The organism is Methylobacterium sp. Leaf89, assembly GCF_001422215.1.
GTDB lineage: Bacteria > Pseudomonadota > Alphaproteobacteria > Rhizobiales > Beijerinckiaceae > Methylobacterium.
Genome location: NZ_LMML01000029.1, coordinates 943,659 through 959,708, shown reverse-complemented (window position 1 = coordinate 959,708; position 16,050 = coordinate 943,659). Strand labels below are relative to the sequence as shown.

General features: G+C 70.0%; 13 protein-coding genes. 4 read left to right on the top strand and 9 right to left on the bottom strand.

From position 1 onward, the window contains the following. Positions 1–23: 23 nt before the first annotated feature. The 3 genes from ASF18_RS19845 to ASF18_RS19835 form a co-directional block, all read right to left on the bottom strand. Positions 24–701 (bottom strand): DnaJ domain-containing protein, encoded by a 678-nt coding sequence (locus ASF18_RS19845; protein ID WP_056354329.1) that lies wholly within the window; start codon positions 699–701, stop codon positions 24–26. Further along, the gene (locus ASF18_RS19840; protein WP_056354326.1) at positions 698–952 is read right to left on the bottom strand and encodes a hypothetical protein; all 255 of its coding nucleotides are present in this window, start codon (positions 950–952) and stop codon (positions 698–700) included. Before ASF18_RS19840 ends, ASF18_RS19845 begins: the two co-directional genes overlap by 4 nt. Positions 953–1,017: 65 nt before the next feature. After that, complete coding sequence (locus ASF18_RS19835) at positions 1,018–2,175, bottom strand: trypsin-like peptidase domain-containing protein (RefSeq protein WP_056354323.1); 1,158 nt, start codon at positions 2,173–2,175, stop codon at positions 1,018–1,020. Positions 2,176–2,611: 436 nt separating this feature from the next. Here ASF18_RS19835 and ASF18_RS19830 point away from each other — a divergent pair, with 436 nt between their 5' ends. Continuing rightward, positions 2,612–2,827 carry a hypothetical protein gene (locus tag ASF18_RS19830; RefSeq protein WP_055953370.1) on the top strand — a complete coding sequence of 72 codons (216 nt, stop codon included), beginning with the start codon at positions 2,612–2,614 and terminating at the stop codon, positions 2,825–2,827. A 489-nt stretch (positions 2,828–3,316) separates the two neighbouring features. Here the strand turns inward: ASF18_RS19830 and galU are convergent, their stop codons facing one another. Further along, positions 3,317–4,183, bottom strand: coding sequence for a UTP--glucose-1-phosphate uridylyltransferase GalU (galU, locus tag ASF18_RS19825; protein ID WP_056272316.1), 867 nt, complete (start codon positions 4,181–4,183; stop codon positions 3,317–3,319). 168 nt (positions 4,184–4,351) lie between these two features. On the opposite strand from galU, the gene galE reads away from it, so the two are divergent. The 3 genes from galE to ASF18_RS19810 all read left to right on the top strand — a co-directional run bounded on the left by galE (position 4,352) and on the right by ASF18_RS19810 (position 8,031). Continuing rightward, entirely contained in the window at positions 4,352–5,341 is a 990-nt protein-coding gene (gene galE / locus ASF18_RS19820) for a UDP-glucose 4-epimerase GalE (protein WP_056354320.1), read from the top strand. After that, a complete protein-coding gene (locus tag ASF18_RS19815; protein ID WP_244472761.1) occupies positions 5,338–6,555 on the top strand; it encodes a lytic murein transglycosylase in 1,218 nt (405 codons plus the stop codon). The genes galE and ASF18_RS19815 overlap by 4 nt, the downstream gene beginning before the upstream one ends. 72 nt (positions 6,556–6,627) lie before the next feature. Further along, positions 6,628–8,031: an SGNH family hydrolase gene (locus ASF18_RS19810; protein ID WP_056354317.1), complete on the top strand. Its 1,404-nt coding sequence runs from the start codon at positions 6,628–6,630 to the stop codon at positions 8,029–8,031. Positions 8,032–8,097: 66 nt separating this feature from the next. Here the strand turns inward: ASF18_RS19810 and gor are convergent, their stop codons facing one another. From gor to ASF18_RS19785, 5 genes are all read right to left on the bottom strand, one after another. Next, a complete protein-coding gene (gene gor, locus ASF18_RS19805) occupies positions 8,098–9,495 on the bottom strand; it encodes a glutathione-disulfide reductase (RefSeq protein WP_056354314.1) in 1,398 nt (465 codons plus the stop codon). A gap of 150 nt (positions 9,496–9,645) precedes the next feature. Next, the gene (rpmG, locus tag ASF18_RS19800; protein ID WP_018044575.1) at positions 9,646–9,813 is read right to left on the bottom strand and encodes a 50S ribosomal protein L33; all 168 of its coding nucleotides are present in this window, start codon (positions 9,811–9,813) and stop codon (positions 9,646–9,648) included. A gap of 107 nt (positions 9,814–9,920) precedes the next feature. After that, positions 9,921–11,102 (bottom strand): MFS transporter, encoded by a 1,182-nt coding sequence (locus tag ASF18_RS19795; RefSeq protein ID WP_056212829.1) that lies wholly within the window; start codon positions 11,100–11,102, stop codon positions 9,921–9,923. A gap of 85 nt (positions 11,103–11,187) precedes the next feature. Then, positions 11,188–12,462: an efflux RND transporter periplasmic adaptor subunit gene (locus ASF18_RS19790; RefSeq protein ID WP_056354311.1), complete on the bottom strand. Its 1,275-nt coding sequence runs from the start codon at positions 12,460–12,462 to the stop codon at positions 11,188–11,190. Between the two features lie 64 nt (positions 12,463–12,526). Further along, complete coding sequence (locus ASF18_RS19785) at positions 12,527–15,751, bottom strand: efflux RND transporter permease subunit (protein ID WP_056354308.1); 3,225 nt, start codon at positions 15,749–15,751, stop codon at positions 12,527–12,529. Positions 15,752–16,050 lie beyond the last annotated feature (299 nt).

Here is a 16,050-nt window from a genome sequence, read left to right as displayed (position 1 = left end):
TGTCTGACAACGCGCGTGGAGTATCAGCGATGTCGGTTGTTAAGCCTGTCACGGGCCGCGTTGACGCGGGCCGCCTGCTCGGCCGTGCCTCCTTGGTCGGGGTGCAGCCGCTTCATCAGCGTCCGGTGAGCCGCGCGGACCTGCTCCAGGGACGCCCCGCGCTCAAGCCCCAGGATCTCATAGGCCTCCTGCTCCGTCATCGCCCCTGGATACGCCGCGCGGCGCGGCCCCGGGTCGGGATTGCCCTGAGCGTCTACACGCCAACCGGGATGCCGGCGGTCGAGATACGCCTCTAGCCGACGGGCGGTGTCGGCATCGCGTCCGAACAGGGCGACGAGGGCGGGCAGCGGAATCACCGACAGGGGTTGGCCGGCATAGGGACCTGCCAGGGCGATCCCCTCCCCCGCTGCATCGAAGCGGATGGTGGCCCCCGAGAGCCGGCGCGGATCGTAGCGGGCGGCAAGGCTCCGGACCCGGCGGTTCAAGCCCGCCGACCCCTCCAGCAGCCAGATGGCACCGCCCCCGAGCAGGATGGCGAACTCGAGCCGGCCCCGCACTAGGAAGAGGGCCGCCAGCGCGAGGGCGGCGTAGCCCCCCACCTGCCGCAGGACGCGCGCCGTCAGGGCCGGATGGCGGATCTTCAGGTTCCGCCCGAACCACCACAGGAGAAGGAGCGCGACCGCTCCGGCAAGGAACGTCACCGGGCGAACCCGTGCTCGGCACCGATCCGGCCGCCGACGCGCAGCTTCACCCCGCCGACGTCACGGAACCCCTGGCTGTCCGGCGCTGCCGGCTTCGGGCCCGCCGCGGCGCAGCCGGGCTGGGGCGGCAGGCGGACGCCCTCGGGGGCATTCTCCGGGCAGAGATGGGGCTTTGTACGCTCGGCGGCACCGGCGGCGAGGACACCGGCCAGCCAGAGCAGGACGGCGCAGGAGGGGCGGTGGCTGACCATGGGTCACTTTCACTGGGCGATGGGTCGCTTTAGCGAGCGCTGCGCGGCGTGACGAGGGCCCGGCCTCAGAGCCGGCTCTCCGCCACGTCCGTGGTGGTGACGCGGACCCGGCGCGTGCGCCCGTCCCGCTCCACGATCAGGTCGACCGAGGCGCCGAGACCGGCCGCCTCCATGGCGGCGGTGAGATCGGCGAGGCGGTGGACCGGCCGGTTGCCGGCCCCCACGATGATGTCGCCGATCTCGCCCGTCTGCGCGTCGACGCCCTGCAGGCCGGCCGCAGCGGCCGGAGAGCCGCGCAGCACGCGCAGGACCACCACCCCGTCGATTCCGAGGCGGGCCGCGGTCGCCTCCTGCCCCGCGATGATGCCGATGCCGGGATTGCGCGTCCGTCCGTTGCGGATGAGCTCGGGCACGACCCGGTTCACGACATCGACCGGGATGGCAAAGCCGATGCCGGCGCTCGCCCCGGAGGGCGAGAAGATGGCGGTGTTCACGCCGATGAGGCGCCCGGCGGAGTCGAGGAGCGGACCGCCGGAATTGCCCGGGTTGATCGCCGCATCGGTCTGGATGACGCCGGAAAGCTCGCGTCCCGCGCTGGTGGGCAGGCGACGCTGCAGGGCGCTGATCACGCCGGTGGTCAGGGTGTGGTCGAGGCCGAACGGGTTGCCGATGGCGAAGACCGACTGGCCGACCTTGAGGTCGGCCGAAGTGCCGATGGCCAGGGGCTGCAGGGCCGCGGTGGTGCGCCCCAGGCGAATGACGGCCAGATCGTAGCTCGGGGCGGCGCCGACGAGGCTCGCCGATACGACCTCGCCGGAGGACAGGCGGACCGCGATGGCACCCCCACCCTGCGCAGCCGCCGCGACCACGTGGTTGTTGGTGACGATGTGCCCGGCCGCATCCCAGATGAAACCGGTCCCGGTCTGCGAGCCGCCGCCCGGCTCAACGCCCTCGTTGTCGACCCCCATCAGGGCCCGCCCCTGGGCCGCGGCCTGCACGAAGACATGAACCACGGACGGGCTGGCGCGGGCGAAAAGCTCTACCGTCGCCGTCTCGGCGGGCGCCAGATCGCCGCGGGCGGTGATCGCCCGCGCGGTGTCCGCCGAAAACAGGAAGCCGGTCAGGTAGGGCTGCGCCACGAAGAGCGCGAGCAGGCCAAGGGCTGCAGCCGCGGCCCAGCGCAGGAAGCGATCCGCCGGCCGCGGGGGAGACCGATCGGGCATGTGTCATCCTCTTCACCATGCTGCGAAAACCGCATCGCGTCGCATCGCCATTAACTGGGCGGTGACGCAATAGCCTTCAACTGGCTCGGTACCGTGACGGGCCAGGGTGCGTCAGCACACCGAAACCGGTTGTGGCGAAAGATAAACAACGGCTCGACATTGTCAGCCGAGGCGACAAACAGAACGAGAGGGCGTCCAAAAGCAGCCATATTCTGCGCGCTGATCAGCAACGGCGCGCTTTGTATGAGGGGGGGAGCGTTCAGGTGCGGATGAGCATTTCATCCCTGTCTGAAATGACCTCAAAGCTGCCTTAGAGATGCTTCCATTCACCCGGATAGACGTCCCGCAGCAAATGTTCAGGTTCGAGGTCGTACAGACCTTTCGCCGGGCAGCCGGCATCGCGGGGAACGACCCTCACGATCAAAGGAACACACACATGGAAACCCAAGCCCTGGAACGTCCCGCCGATCTGACGATCTGGCGTACCGCTCCGGTTCCGGCTCCCCTCGCTCAGCCCGCGCGCTACCGGACCCTGCGTGAGGCCATCGAGGCTGCCGCCGGCGCCCTGTCTGATCCGGCCAAGCAGCCCTGGATCATCACGGAGGATGGCGAGGTGCTGTCGCCGAACTGGATCCGGACCTACCTGAACTGAAACGACCCGCCGGCGCCGTCGCGTCCGTCGTCCCGCGAGCCGACCGCAGCCCTAGGCGCGGCCGGCTCGCGCGCCTTCCAGAGGCGCCTCCACCGATATCCTGCGGCCTGAGGCCGAGCCCTCGCTCCGCGATCCCGAATGCCGGATCGCGTGCAAATCCTTCCACCCGTTTCACAGGCATGCGTGCGCGCGTGATCGCGCGCCCGAACCCCGGGTCGCGCGCGGAGCCCAAGGCGCGTCGTGCCTGGGGCGTCCGTCTGCACCGTCCGGAGCAGGTACAAAAAAAGGCCGCTCCGAAGAGCGGCCCGAAGTCTAGGGAGGAAACGCCCAAGAAGGGCTGCCGAACCGCGACGCCATCGCGGTCCCGCAACGCACAATCTAAAGTGCGACGCACAAAAATCAAGGCCTTTGCACGTCGTTCAACCCGTTTTCTGGAGCTTGGGCTCGGCGTTCCCTGAGGCACCGAGCAGGCCGCGCCGGGGCGCGATCTCAGTGCTCGCTCAGAAGCTGCGCGATCTCGGCCTTGAGGGCCTCCGAGAGGTCCTTGCGCTCGAGGGCGTAGGCGATGTTCGCGGTGAGGAATCCAAGCTTCGAGCCGGTATCGTAGGTCCGGCCCTGGTAGTGCATGCCGAAGAAGGCCTGGTCCTTGGCGAGCTTGATCATGGCGTCGGTGAGCTGGATCTCGCCGCCGGCGCCCGTCTCCCCCGCCGACAGGATGTCGAAGATCTCGGGCTGGAGGATGTAGCGCCCGGAGATGATGAAGTTCGAGGGCGCGGTGCCGGCCTTCGGCTTCTCCACCATGCCGTTGATCTCGAAGGTCTGGCCGAAGGTCTGGCCGACGCCGACGATGCCGTACTGGTGCGTCTCCTCGGGCTTCACCTCCTCGACCGCGATGACGTTGCCGCCGTGGCGCTCGTAGGCGGAGAGCATCTGCTGCATGCAGCCGCGGCTCAGCATGTCGGGCAGCAGCACCGCGAAGGGCTCGTCGCCGACGATCTCGCGGGCGCACCAGACGGCGTGCCCGAGGCCGAGCGGCGATTGCTGGCGGGTGAAGCTGGTCTGGCCCGCGGCCGGGAGGTCGCGCTTCAGGGCCTCGTAGGCCTCGGTCTTGCCCCGCTCCTGCAGCATCCGGTCGAGCTCGAAGGCAACGTCGAAGTGGTCTTCGATGACTGCCTTGCCGCGTCCCGTGACGAAGATGAAGTGCTCGATCCCCGCTTCGCGGGCCTCGTCGACGACGTGCTGAACGACCGGCCGGTCGACGACGGTGAGCATCTCCTTCGGAACGGCCTTGGTGGCCGGAAGGAAGCGGGTGCCCAAGCCGGCGACGGGCAGGACGGCTTTGCGAATCGGTTTCATCAAGCGAGACCCGGTAGCGAGGGGAGGTGAGGAAGACCCCGAGTGGATTGACGTTGCCTCGGTACAGCCTCCGCCCAGGGAAGGCGATAGAGCCATCGACGTAACGGGCATAACCGACAAGCTCGTTTTCCGATATATCGTCAGTGAAACGTTTGGGGAGAAGGTGTCATGGCGGTTCTTGTGACGGGCGGTGCGGGCTATATCGGCAGCCACATGGTGCTGGCACTGCTCGACGCCGGGCACGAGGAGGTTGTGGTCCTCGACGACCTTTCAACCGGGTTCGACTGGGCGCTTCCACCTGAGGTGAAGCTCGTCATCGGCGATGTCGCCGACCAGTCGCTCCTTACGGAAGTCATCCTCCAGCATCGTATCGACGCCATCGCGCACTTCGCCGCGCGCATCGTCGTGCCGGATTCGGTCGCGGATCCCCTGCAGTATTACTTGGCCAATACCGTCAAGACCCGGGCCTTGATCGAAACGGCGGTTCGCTGCGGGGTCAAGCACGTGATCTTCTCCTCGACGGCTGCGGTCTACGGCGAGCCGGAGGTCGTGCCGGTGCCGGAGGATCTGCGGCCGTCGCCGATCAATCCGTACGGACGCTCCAAGCTGATGAGCGAGTGGATGATCGCCGATGCGGCCAAGGCCCACGGCTTCTCCTACGTCATCCTGCGCTACTTCAACGTGGCCGGGGCCGACCCGCGGGGCCGCACGGGGCAATCGACGCCCAACGCCACCCACCTCATCAAGGTCGCGACCCAGGCCGCCCTCGGGCAGCGGACGCATCTCGAGATCTTCGGCACCGATTACCCGACGCGGGATGGTTCGTGCCTGCGGGACTACATCCAGGTTTCCGACCTCGCCGAGGCCCATCGCGTCGCCCTGAACCACCTGCGGTCCGGCGGCGAGAGCCTGACCCTGAACTGCGGCTACGGGCGCGGCTACTCGGTCCTCGAGGTGATCGACGTGGTCAAGCGGGTCTCGGGACGCGACTTCGAGGTTCGGCTCTCGCCGCGCCGTCCCGGCGATCCGGCCCAGATCGTCGCCGAGGCCCAGCGCATCCGCGATCTCGGCTGGACGCCGCAGAACGACGACCTCGACCGGATCGTCGCCCAGGCTTTCGCCTGGGAAGAGACCCTGACCCGGCGCAACCGTCTGTGAGGGGCTGGGCGCCGCTCGCCCTTGCGGGCATGCTCGGGGCCGGCCCGGTGCTGGCGGCGGGCGGTCAGCCTGTACCGGCCGCAACGACGGCGGAAGCACAGTCCCGCTTCGCCGCCTTCATCGCCGCGCTGCGACCGGAGGCCGAGGCGCGGGGCGTCTCGGCCCGGACCTTCTCGGCGGCCTTCGCGGGGATGTCCGGACCTGATCCCGACATCCTCGCCCGCACGCGCAAGCAGGGCGAGTTCGGGCGTCCGGTCTGGGACTACCTCGTCGGCGCAGTCTCGCCCGGCCGGATCGCCCGGGGGCAGGCCCACGCCAAGCGGCTCGCGTCCGTCCTCGCGCGGATCGAGGCGCGCTACGGCGTGCCGCGCTGGATCGTGCTGGCGTTCTGGGGCGTCGAGTCGGATTTCGGCGCAAGCGGCGGCAGCGTCCCGACGATCTGGGCCCTCGCGACCCTGGCGGAGGCGCGGTTCCGCGGCACGCTGTTCCGCGATGAACTCCTGGCCGCCCTCACCATCCTGGAGCGGGGCGACGTCACGCCGGAGCATATGAAGGGTTCCTGGGCCGGGGCCATGGGGCAGGTGCAGTTCCTGCCGTCCAGCTTCCTGGCCCATGCGGTGGATTTCGACGGCGACGGGCACCGCGACATCTGGGGATCGGAAGCGGACGCCCTGGCCTCCATCGCCGCCTACCTCAAAACCCTGGGCTGGAACCCGGCCTTCTCCTGGGGCTACGCGGTCACCCTGCCGGCGGGGTTCGATCTCGCCCGTTATCGCGGCGGCCTCGCGGATTTCGCCCGGCGCGGGGTTCGACGCACCGACGGTCAGGCCCTGCCGGATGCGGGCACCGCCAGCCTGTTCCTGCCGGGCGGCCTCCGGGGGCCGGTCTTCCTGATCACCGACAATTTCGAGGTGGTCCGCGCCTACAACACCTCGGATTCCTACGCGTTGGCGGTGGGGCATCTCGCCGACCGACTGGCCGGCGGGCCGGTCCTTGCCGCGCCCTGGCCGGTCCGCGACGCACGCCTCGACAAGGCGGGGCTGCAAGCCCTCCAGGCGGGCCTCACGGAGCGCGGCCTCTACGCGGGCGAGGCGGACGGGCGCGCCGGACCAAAGCTGCGGGAGGCGGTGCGGCAGTACCAGATCGCCGAGGGCCTGCCGGCAGACGGCTACGCGACGCCGCGGTTGCTGGAACACCTGCGGGGGCGGCCTTAGACCTCGGCGGCATCCTCCTCTAAGGTGTCGGCCACCCGACCGGTCCTCCGGTCCGATTGATCGAGGCGTCCCATGACCTTGCCGGCATCGCGCGCGGCCTGGTGTTTCCTCTCCGGTCTGTCCCTGCTCCTCGCCGGCGCCGGGCCGGCCTGTGCGCAATGGGGCGATTCCTACGACGCGCCCCGGGGCGGCGACTACCAATCCCCCCGCCGCCGGGCCCGGGATTATTACCGGGACGACGACGGCTACGCCGCCCGCCAGGCGAACCGGCGCTACGCGCCTCCGCCCCAGGAGGCGCCGCGCCAGTTCTACTGGCCCTGGGAGGATCGCCCCGCCCCGCCCCAGGTCGCCCCCGTGCCGAGCGCCCGCCCGGCGCCGCCGCGCAATCGGGGATATGCCGATGACGGGCGCTCAAGCCACGATGACGGGCGCGCCGTCCGGCGCCGTCCCCGCCCGGCCCCGGTCGTGGCCCAGCCGAAGCCGGTCGCGCCGAAGGCCGAGCCGACGACGCGGATCGCGGTCTTCGGCGATACCCTGGCCGGCCACCTCGGCGGCGGCCTGTCGAACGTCTTCGAGGACAATACGGAGATCGGCGTGGTCGATCGCTCGAAGGCCGATAGCGGCCTCGTGCGGAAGGATGTGGTCGACTGGCCGAAGGCCGCCGAGGAGTTTCTGAAGGCCAACCCGAAGACCACCTATGCCCTCGTCATGATGGGATCGAACGATCGCCAGCCCATCCGGGAGGGCGACCAGACCCTCGATCCCTTGAGCGACCGCTGGCGCACCCTCTATGCCGAGCGCGTCGACGCCCTGATCAAGGTGTTCACGGACGCGAAGATCCCGCTGATCTGGGTCGGGGCTCCGCCCATGCGCAGCGAATCCCTGACGAAGGACATCGCCGCGATCAACGACATCTACCGCGAGCGCGTGGCCAAGGCCGGCCAGACCTACGTCGATATCTGGCCCGGCTTCGTCGACGACCGCAACCGCTACACCGCGACGGGGCCCGACCTGGAAGGTCAGGAAGCCAAGCTGCGCACGGCCGACGGTGTCCACTTCACCAAGGCGGGCGCGCGCAAGATGGCGCATTTCGCCGACGTCGAGCTGAAGCGGATGATGGGCACGGGTGCGCCGCCGGCCCAGCCGGCGCTCGCCGCCCCCGTGGCGGTGGCGCCGCAGCCGCCGCTGGAAGGCGAGGCGGCCAAGCTCGACGATGCCGCCGCCATCGACCGGCAGATCACCGCGATGCTCCCGAGCCTGCCGGAGCCGCCCGGCATCCCGGCCCTGCCGGTCAAGCCCCTCGCCGGCCCGGTGGTGCCCCTCGGCCGCGCCGAGGTGACGCCGGGGGGGACGCTGATCAGCGGACGCCCCCGCGACGCCGATCCCTCGGGCACCGTCGAGCGCGCCCTGGTGCGGGGCGCCGCCCCCCTGCCCCAGCCCGGCCGGGCCGACGACTTCAAGTGGCCGCCGGGCTGACCGGCGGTCGATCCTCGTGCCTGTCCAGGTGGCGGATCGGACGCGGGGCTCTCGGCCCCCGGGGCGCTAGCCGACGCCCACCGGATGCTTCGTCACCACGGGGCTGCGCATGGTGACGAGTTCCTCGCCGGCCGTGGGATGCACCGCGATGGTGCGGTCGAAATCCGCCTTGGTGGCACCCATGGTGACGGCGATGCCCACGGCCTGGATGATCTCGCCGGCATCGTGGCCGAGGACGTGGACGCCGACGACCCGGTCGCTGGCGCGGTCCACCACGACCTTCATCAGCACGCGCTCGTCACGGCCGGACAGGGTCGCCTTCATCGGGCGAAAATGCGAGCGGTATACGTCGATGGTGCCGTAGAGGTCACGGGCCACATCCTCGTTGTGGCCAACGACCCCGATCTCCGGGGTCGAGAAGACGGCCGTGGGGATGAGGCCGTGGTCGACGCACCACGGCTTGTCGCCGAACACCGTGTCGGCGAAGGCGTGGCCCTCGCGAATCGCGATCGGGGTCAGCGCGGCCCGGTCGGTGACGTCGCCGACCGCGTAGATCGACGGCACGCGGGTCCGCGAGAAGGCGTCGACCGGAATCGCGCCGCGGGCATCGGGGGCGATTCCGACCGCCTCGAGACCGAGGCCGGCGATGTTCGGGCGCCGGCCCGTGGCGGTCAGGACCTGATCGACCTCCAGGGTGCTGCCGTCGTCGAGGGTGACGCGGATGCCGCTCCCGGCCCGGTCGAGGCGCTCCACCGTGCGGTTGAGGCGCAGGTCCATGCGCTTGGCATAGGCTTCGCCGAGGGCGTCGCGGAGCTCGTCGTCGAAGCCCCGCAGGAGCCGGTCGCCCCGGTGCAGCAGGGTGGTGCGGCTGCCCAGATGGGCGAAGACGCCGGCGAACTCGACGGCGATGTAGCCGCCGCCCACCACCAGGATGCGCTCGGGCAGGGTTTCCAGTTCGAAGACCTCGTTGGAGGTGATGGCGAGCTCGGCGCCCGGGATCAGCGGCTCCTTGACCGGATGGGCCCCGACCGCGACGAGGATGAAGCGGGCGGTGACGCGGCGGTCCGATCCGACGAGGCGCACGGTGTGCGCATCCTCGATCACCGCCCGTTCGGGGATGACGGTGACGCCGGCCCGGCCGAGATTGGCGTCGTAGATGCCCTCCAGGCGCGTCACCTCGGCATCGCGCCGGGCCTTCAGGATGCGCCAGTCGAAGCGCGGCTCGGGCACCGACCAGCCGAAGCCGGCGGCATCCTCGAATTCGTCGGCGAAGCGCCCGGCATAGACCATGAGCTTCTTCGGCACGCAGCCGCGGATCACGCAGGTGCCGCCGACCCGGTACTCCTCGGCGAGCTGGACCCGGGCGCCGTAGCCGGCCGCGATGCGGGCCGCCCGGACGCCGCCGGAGCCGCCGCCGATGACGAACAGATCGACGTCGAAGGTGCGGTCCAGATCGTCTGCCATGAACTCATCCTGCGGGTGGGAGCGCCGAGGGCTCTCCATCGCCCGAACGGGGCGGCACATCAACCGTCCCGCGGCGCAAACGAAAAGGCCGCTTCCCCACCCGGAGAAACGGCCTAGAAGACACCGATGCGGCGCGAGGCGCCGGCGGGCTTACTTGATCTTGGTTTCCTTGAAGTCGACGTGCTTGCGCACGACGGGGTCGTACTTCTTCATCGACAGCTTCTCGGTCTGCGTACGGGAGTTCTTCTTGGTGACGTAGAAGTAACCCGTGTCGGCGGTCGAGATCAGCTTGACTTTAACGGTGACGGCCTTGGCCATGGACGCGGCGCTCCTGTGATCGCGGCATTCCGCATCAGCGAAACGCAAAAGGGCCGGCGGTGGCCGGCTGAATACCGGCGGGTGATTGCCCCATCGGCCGGGATTCGTCAAGGCGCCTCATACGTCGGATGGCGGACGATGCCCAGGGCGACGACCATCGCGTAGCCCAGGAACAGCAGGCAGAGGCTGTAGGCGAACCCCTGGGGCGGGATCAGATCCATCCCCCCGCCGATGAGCGGCGGACCGAGCATCAGACCGACATTGTAGAGGACCACGAAGGCGGCGTTGGCCCCCGCCAGTTCCGGCCCCCGCACGGTGGCGCCGAGATGGGCGAGGCCCACGGTGTAGAGCGTCCCGGCGATGCCGCCCCACAGGAACAGCAATCCGAGGAGGGCCGGAAACCAGGTCGACGCCAGGGGTATCAGCATCGACCCGAGGGCCCCGCCGAGCCCGGCCATGAGCAGGACGAGGCGCCGGTCGACCCGGTCGGCGAGCCAGCCGAAGGGGATCTGGAAGAGGACGTTGCCCAGCGCCAGCGCACTGACGAGGCCGGCCGCCGTCTCGGCGTCGTAGCCGAGGCGCAGGCCGTAGAGGGGCAGGATCGCGAAGCCGCCGGTCTCCACCGCCCCGTAGACCAGGGCCGCGGCGGTGGCGGCGGGCGCGAGGCGCAGATAGGCGTGGAAGGGGCGCGACGCGCCGTGCCCGATCACCGGGGACAGGCCCCGGGCCAGCAGGAGGGGGACCAGGGCGACGAGGAACAGGCCGGCCCCGCCGAGATAGGGCGCGTAGCCCTGCGTCCCCAGGACGGTGAGCAGGGTCGGTCCCACCGCGAAGCCCAGCGCCAGGACCGTGGCGTAGACGCCCATCACCAGGCCGCGCCGCTCCGGCGGGGCCGCCGCGTTGATCCAGAACTCCGAGAGCACGAACAGGGCGCCGAGGCTCGTGGAAAACACGAAGCGCAGCACGAACCACCAGGCGATGCCCTGGAGGAGCTTGAAGGCGACGAGGCAGAGGGCGCCGAGGACGATGGCGCCCACGAGGAGCGGCAGCACGCCGAGCCGGGCCGCCAGGCGCGGTACGAACGGCACCGTCAGGATGGCCGCGAGGCCCGCCACGGCGGTGTTCACCCCGATCAGGGTGCTCGACGCGCCCATACGCGCCATCTCGATGGAGAGCAGCGGGATCGTCAGGCTGAGGCCGATGCCGACCACCGCCACGCAGGTGATGGCCGCGGCGATCGAGGCGAAGCGGGAGCCGTCGCGCGACTCGGCGTGGGGAGGGGCCGGCATGAAGGGGTCCGCTGCGGGTCGCTGGCGCGACGCCGGGACCGCCTTGTCTACGCCGGGGCGGGCCGGCGCAACCGGGGGCCTGCCCTCAGCGCGCGGCCGATTTCAGCGGCTTGCCGTCGGCGGTCGGCGGCTTGCGCTCGATCTTCTGGCCGTCCTGCAGGTCGGCGGGGGGGCTGAGCACGATCTCCTCGCCGCCCTCCAGGCCCTGGCCGAGCTCCACCGTGGTGCCGAGGTCGCGCCGGATCGTCACCGTGCGCCACTGCGCCGTGCCGTCGTCGCGGGCCACCGCCACCTGGGTGCCGCGCTGGTTGAAGACGAGGGTCTCGGCCGGCACCCGCACGTTCGGTTCGGTGCGCGGCACCTTCAGGGTGACGTAGACGTAGAGCCCGGCCCGCAGGGCGCCGTCGGTGTTCGGGACGTCGACCTGCGCCGTCAGGGTGCGCGACGAGGTCAGCAGCGCCACCGAGCTGCGCTCGACCTTGCCCGAGAAGGTCCGGTCGGCGATCTGCGGCACCTTGATGGACGCATCCACCCCCGGCTTCACCCCGACGGCGACGTTCTGGGGTACGTTGACCGAGACGCGCAGGATGTCGTCGCGGTCCATGGAAAGCAGGGCGGTCCCGGTGCCGTCGGCGTGCACGAGGTCGCCGACATCGACGCCGCGCTGGGTCACCACGCCGTCGAAGGGCGCGATGATGTCCTTGAAGCCGGTGAGCGCCCGCAGGCGCTCCACCGTGGCCGCCTGGGCCTTGATGTTGGCCTGGGCCACCTTCACACCGGCTTCCGCCGAGGCGAGGGTCGCGGCCTGGCTGAGCACGCTGGCCTGGGAATTGTCCGCGTTCTGCTTCGAGGCCCAGCCCTGCCCCGCCAGGGTGGAGGTGCGGCTGTTGGTGACGTTGGCGAGGTTCACGTTGGCCTTGGCCTGGTCGACCATGGACCGGGCCTGCAGGAGCGCGGCCTCGAGCTGTCCCGTCTGCGCCTCCGCCTGAGCCAGCTGCTGGTCGAGGTCGGGCGCCGCGATGCGCATCAGGATGTCGCCCTGGCGGACACGGCTGCCGATATCGACCCGGCGCTCGGCGATGTAGCCGGTGGCGCGGGCGTAGAGGGCCGCCTTGGCGAAGGCGTCGGTCTGCCCCGGCAGGGTGATGTCGATGGGCTTGTCGGCTCGCTCCGCGGTGGCGGTCCGCACCACCGGCACGAAGCTGTTCACCTTGCGCTGGGTCTCGGAGGCGGCGGCGCGCCGCTGCATCTGGCCGTAGCCGCCCCAGGCGAGCAGGCCGAGGGCGGCCAGGGCCGCGATCAGGAAGGGCGCCTTGCCGGGCGGCGGCGGGATGGTGGACGGATCGTGGGTCTGATGCATCACGCCTGTCCCATCGCCGAACCGGGCCTCATCCTGCCATCCCTGTTCCAGACCCGCCAACGGCTCACGCGTAATCCTCCAGCGGCTTGACCGCGCCCCGGCGCAGGAGCGTGTACAGGAACGGCACGAAGAGCAGCGTCGCCGGCGTGCCGATGGCGATGCCGCCCATGACGGCCCGGGCCAAAGCCGCGTTCTGCTCGCCGCCCTCCCCCGTCCCCAGCGCCATCGGGATCAGGCCGAGGAACATCGCGCTCGCGGTCATCAGCACCGGCCGCAGGCGGGTCTCGCCGGCGAGCAGGGCCGCCTCGACGGCGCCGCATCCCGTGGCCTCGCGATGCTCCTTGGCGAAGGTCACCAGCAGGATCGAGTTCGCGGAGGCGATGCCCACCGACATGATCGCCCCGAAGAGCGAGGGAATCGAGAACGTCGTCCCGGTGATGAACAGGCTCGCGACGATGCCGCAGAAGGCCAGCGGCAGGGCGGCCAGCACCACGAAGGGATCGCCCCAGCTCTGGAAGTTCACCGCCATCAGCAGGTAGACCGCTACCAGCGCGATCGCGAGGCCGACCTGAAGCCGGAAGAAGGCCGATTCCATGTTCTCGATCTGGCCCCGGACCGTGATCTTGTCGGGGGCCGGCAGGGCCTTCTGCTCCTCGGCGACGATCCGGCGGATCGCCTTCGACACCGAGCCGAGATCGCTGTCCTGCACCGCTGCGTAGACGTTGAAGGTCGGCTGGGTGTTGACGTGGTTGATCACCGTCTGCGACCCCTCGCGGCGCAGGGTCGAGACGCTGGAGAGGAGCGTCAGCACGCCCGGCGCATCCGCATTGCCGTTGACGAGGAGCGGCGTGTTCTGGAGCGCGGTGAGCGAGTCGTTGCGGTATTCCGGCGTCTGCACCCAGAGCTGGTAGGGGATGCCGGTCTTCGGGTCGGTCCAGAAGTTCGGCGTCACCTGAAACGAGCCCGACAGCGAGACGTTCAGCCCTTGGGCGATCTGCTGCTGGGTCAGCCCGAGCTCCGAGGCGAGCCGCCGGTCGACGTCGACGAAGAATTGCGGCGTGCCGACGATCTGGTGCAGGTGCACGTCCACGGCGCCGCGCACCGCCTTCAGGCGGCGGACGATGCTCTGGGCCACCTCGAGGTCCTTGGCGGTGTTGCGGCCCGAGACCTGGATGTCGATCTGCGCCAGGGTGCCGAAGTTCAGGATCTGGGTGATGATGTCCGAGGGCTGGAAGTAGAACACCACGTCGGGGAAACGCTCGCGTAAGACCTCGCGCAGGCGCTTGGTGTAATCCGCCACCGAGCCGTGGCCCTCTTTGAGGTTGATGAGCATCTGGCCGTCGTTATAGGCGACGAACGAACCGTCCGAGAACGCGAAATTGTAGTTGTTCGCCGGCAGGCCGATATTGTCGAGGATCTGGTCGATCTCGCCCTCGGGGATCACCTCGCGGACCACGTTCTCGACCTGGGCGAAGACCTGCTCGGCCGTCTCGATGCGCATCCCCGGCCGGGTCCGCAGGTGCAGGGTCATCTGGCTCGAGGCGACCTGCGGGAAGTAGTCCTGCCCCACGAAGACGAAGAGCCCGGCGGTGGTGGCGAAGACGACGGCCACCAGGGTCAGCGTCGCGGCGCGGCGGGCGACGACGACGTGGAGCAGGCCGAGATAGCCGCGTTGGAAGCGCGCGAACCGCGCCTCGAAGCCGTGGCGGACCCAGCCGGCCAGCCGAAAGACCGGGCCGCCGATCCACGCGAGGGCGCGGGCGACGCGTCCCCGCCGCGGCGTGGTGCCCGCCCCGTGCTTGGCGTCGTATTCCCGCGCCACCAGCACGTCGATCAGCACCGGGACCAGGGTGCGCGACAGGACGTAGGAGGTCAGCATGGCGAACACGACCGCCAGGGCCTGGGGCGTGAACAGGTATTTCGGCGTGTCCGTGAGGGCGAAGACCGAGACGAAGGCGGCGCAGATCGACAGGGTCGAGATCAGCGCCGGCTTGGCGATGCCGGCCGCGCCCTCCACCACCGACTTGCGGAAGGGCTCGCCCTCCTCAAACAGCCGGTAGGTGTTCTCGATCGCCACCGTCGCATCGTCGACCAGGATGCCGACCGCCAGGGCGAGGCCGCCCAGCGTCATCACGTTGATGGTCTCGCCGAGCGCCGCCAGGATCGCCAGGGAGGTCAGGATCGAGAGCGGGATCGAGACCAGCACCACGATGGTGGAGCGCCACGACCCGAGGAACAGCAGGATGGTGAGGCCCGTCAGGCCCGCCGCGATGATCGCCTCGTGGATCACGCCCTCGATGGCGGCGGAGACGAAGACCGACTGGTCGAACAGCGGCTTCAGGCTCATGCCCTCGGGGGCGGCGGCCTGGATGTCGGGCAGCGCCTTCTTCACGTTGTTGACGACATCCAGCGTCGAGGCGGTGCCGTTCTTGAAGATGCGCATCAGCACCGAATGCAGGCCGTCCGCGCGCACGATGTTGACCTGCGGCGGGCCGCCGTCGCGCACGTTGGCGACGTCGCGCACCAGGATCGGCTGGCCGCCCACCACCTTGATGGGGATCTGGTTCAGGGCCTCGATCGCCTCGGGCGAGGCGTTGAGCTGCACCGGGTATTGCTGCTCGCCGATCTTGGCGAGGCCGGAGGGGATCGTCAGGTTCTGGGCCGTCACCGCGTTGGTGACGTCCAGCGCCGTGAGCCCGAGGGCCTGGAGGGCGTGCAGGTCGAGATCGACCATGATCTGGCGCGGGGTGCCGCCGAAGGGCGAGGGCAGGGTCGAGCCCGGCACCTGGGTCAGGCGCTGGCGGATGCGATACTGGGCGTAGTCGAAGACCTTGGTCAGGCTCTCCCGGTCGGAGGAGAGCGCGAGCTGGATCACCGGCACCGAGGAGGCCGAGAAGCGCAGGACGATGGGGGGCTGCACCCCGGGCGGCATCGTCGCGCGGATCGAGTTCATCGCCGAGACGACCTGCGCGATGGCCAGATCGATGCTCACCGCGCCGTCGAAGTAGATCTTCTGGATCGCCGTGCCCTGCAGGGTCGTCGATTCCATCCGGGCGATGTTGTTAACGTTGTTGGAGAGCGAGAACTCCGCGTAGGTCGTGATGCGACGCTCCATCTCGGAGGTCGACAGGCCGTTGTAGGTCCACACCACCACGACCACCGGGATATCCACGGTGGGCAGCACGTCCTTGGGCGCGACCACGACCGCCGCCGCGCCGCCGAGCATCATCAGCACGGCTAGTACGTAGATCGTGATGCGGAACTTCAGAGCATACTGGACGAGGCCCATGCGGCTCCCACGCGATCGCGTTCAGGCTGGTGTACCACGGTGGTCGCATGCCACCGGTTCCTCTGTAGCCGTGACGCCGCGACGCAATCGAGGTTTCAAGCCGGGATTTTTGTTTCCGGGTGTAAACCGGGAGCCGCATCGCCGGCGCCGCGGCCCGAGGCCTGGGCAGGCTTCGTCGGGACGTCGCGGCCGAGGCCCCTCGGCACCGCGTCACCCGAGCCCGTGGGGATGGCCCACGCGGCGGGCTCGGGGCCGGGACGGAGGCGGCATTCGCCGGGCGCGTCTGCGTGTGATCGGAT

What these genes read in the sequence shown, in the direction of transcription:
- ASF18_RS19840 (WP_056354326.1), bottom strand. Translation starts at nt 952, where the DNA reads ATGGTCAGCCACCGCCCCTCCTGCGCCGTCCTGCTCTGGCTGGCCGGT.
- ASF18_RS19835 (WP_056354323.1), bottom strand. Translation starts at nt 2,175, where the DNA reads ATGCCCGATCGGTCTCCCCCGCGGCCGGCGGATCGCTTCCTGCGCTGG.
- ASF18_RS19830 (WP_055953370.1), top strand. Translation starts at nt 2,612, where the DNA reads ATGGAAACCCAAGCCCTGGAACGTCCCGCCGATCTGACGATCTGGCGT.
- galU (WP_056272316.1), bottom strand. Translation starts at nt 4,183, where the DNA reads ATGAAACCGATTCGCAAAGCCGTCCTGCCCGTCGCCGGCTTGGGCACC.
- galE (WP_056354320.1), top strand. Translation starts at nt 4,352, where the DNA reads ATGGCGGTTCTTGTGACGGGCGGTGCGGGCTATATCGGCAGCCACATG.
- ASF18_RS19810 (WP_056354317.1), top strand. Translation starts at nt 6,628, where the DNA reads ATGACCTTGCCGGCATCGCGCGCGGCCTGGTGTTTCCTCTCCGGTCTG.
- gor (WP_056354314.1), bottom strand. Translation starts at nt 9,495, where the DNA reads ATGGCAGACGATCTGGACCGCACCTTCGACGTCGATCTGTTCGTCATC.
- rpmG (WP_018044575.1), bottom strand. Translation starts at nt 9,813, where the DNA reads ATGGCCAAGGCCGTCACCGTTAAAGTCAAGCTGATCTCGACCGCCGAC.
- ASF18_RS19795 (WP_056212829.1), bottom strand. Translation starts at nt 11,102, where the DNA reads ATGCCGGCCCCTCCCCACGCCGAGTCGCGCGACGGCTCCCGCTTCGCC.
- ASF18_RS19790 (WP_056354311.1), bottom strand. Translation starts at nt 12,462, where the DNA reads ATGCATCAGACCCACGATCCGTCCACCATCCCGCCGCCGCCCGGCAAG.
- ASF18_RS19785 (WP_056354308.1), bottom strand. Translation starts at nt 15,751, where the DNA reads ATGGGCCTCGTCCAGTATGCTCTGAAGTTCCGCATCACGATCTACGTA.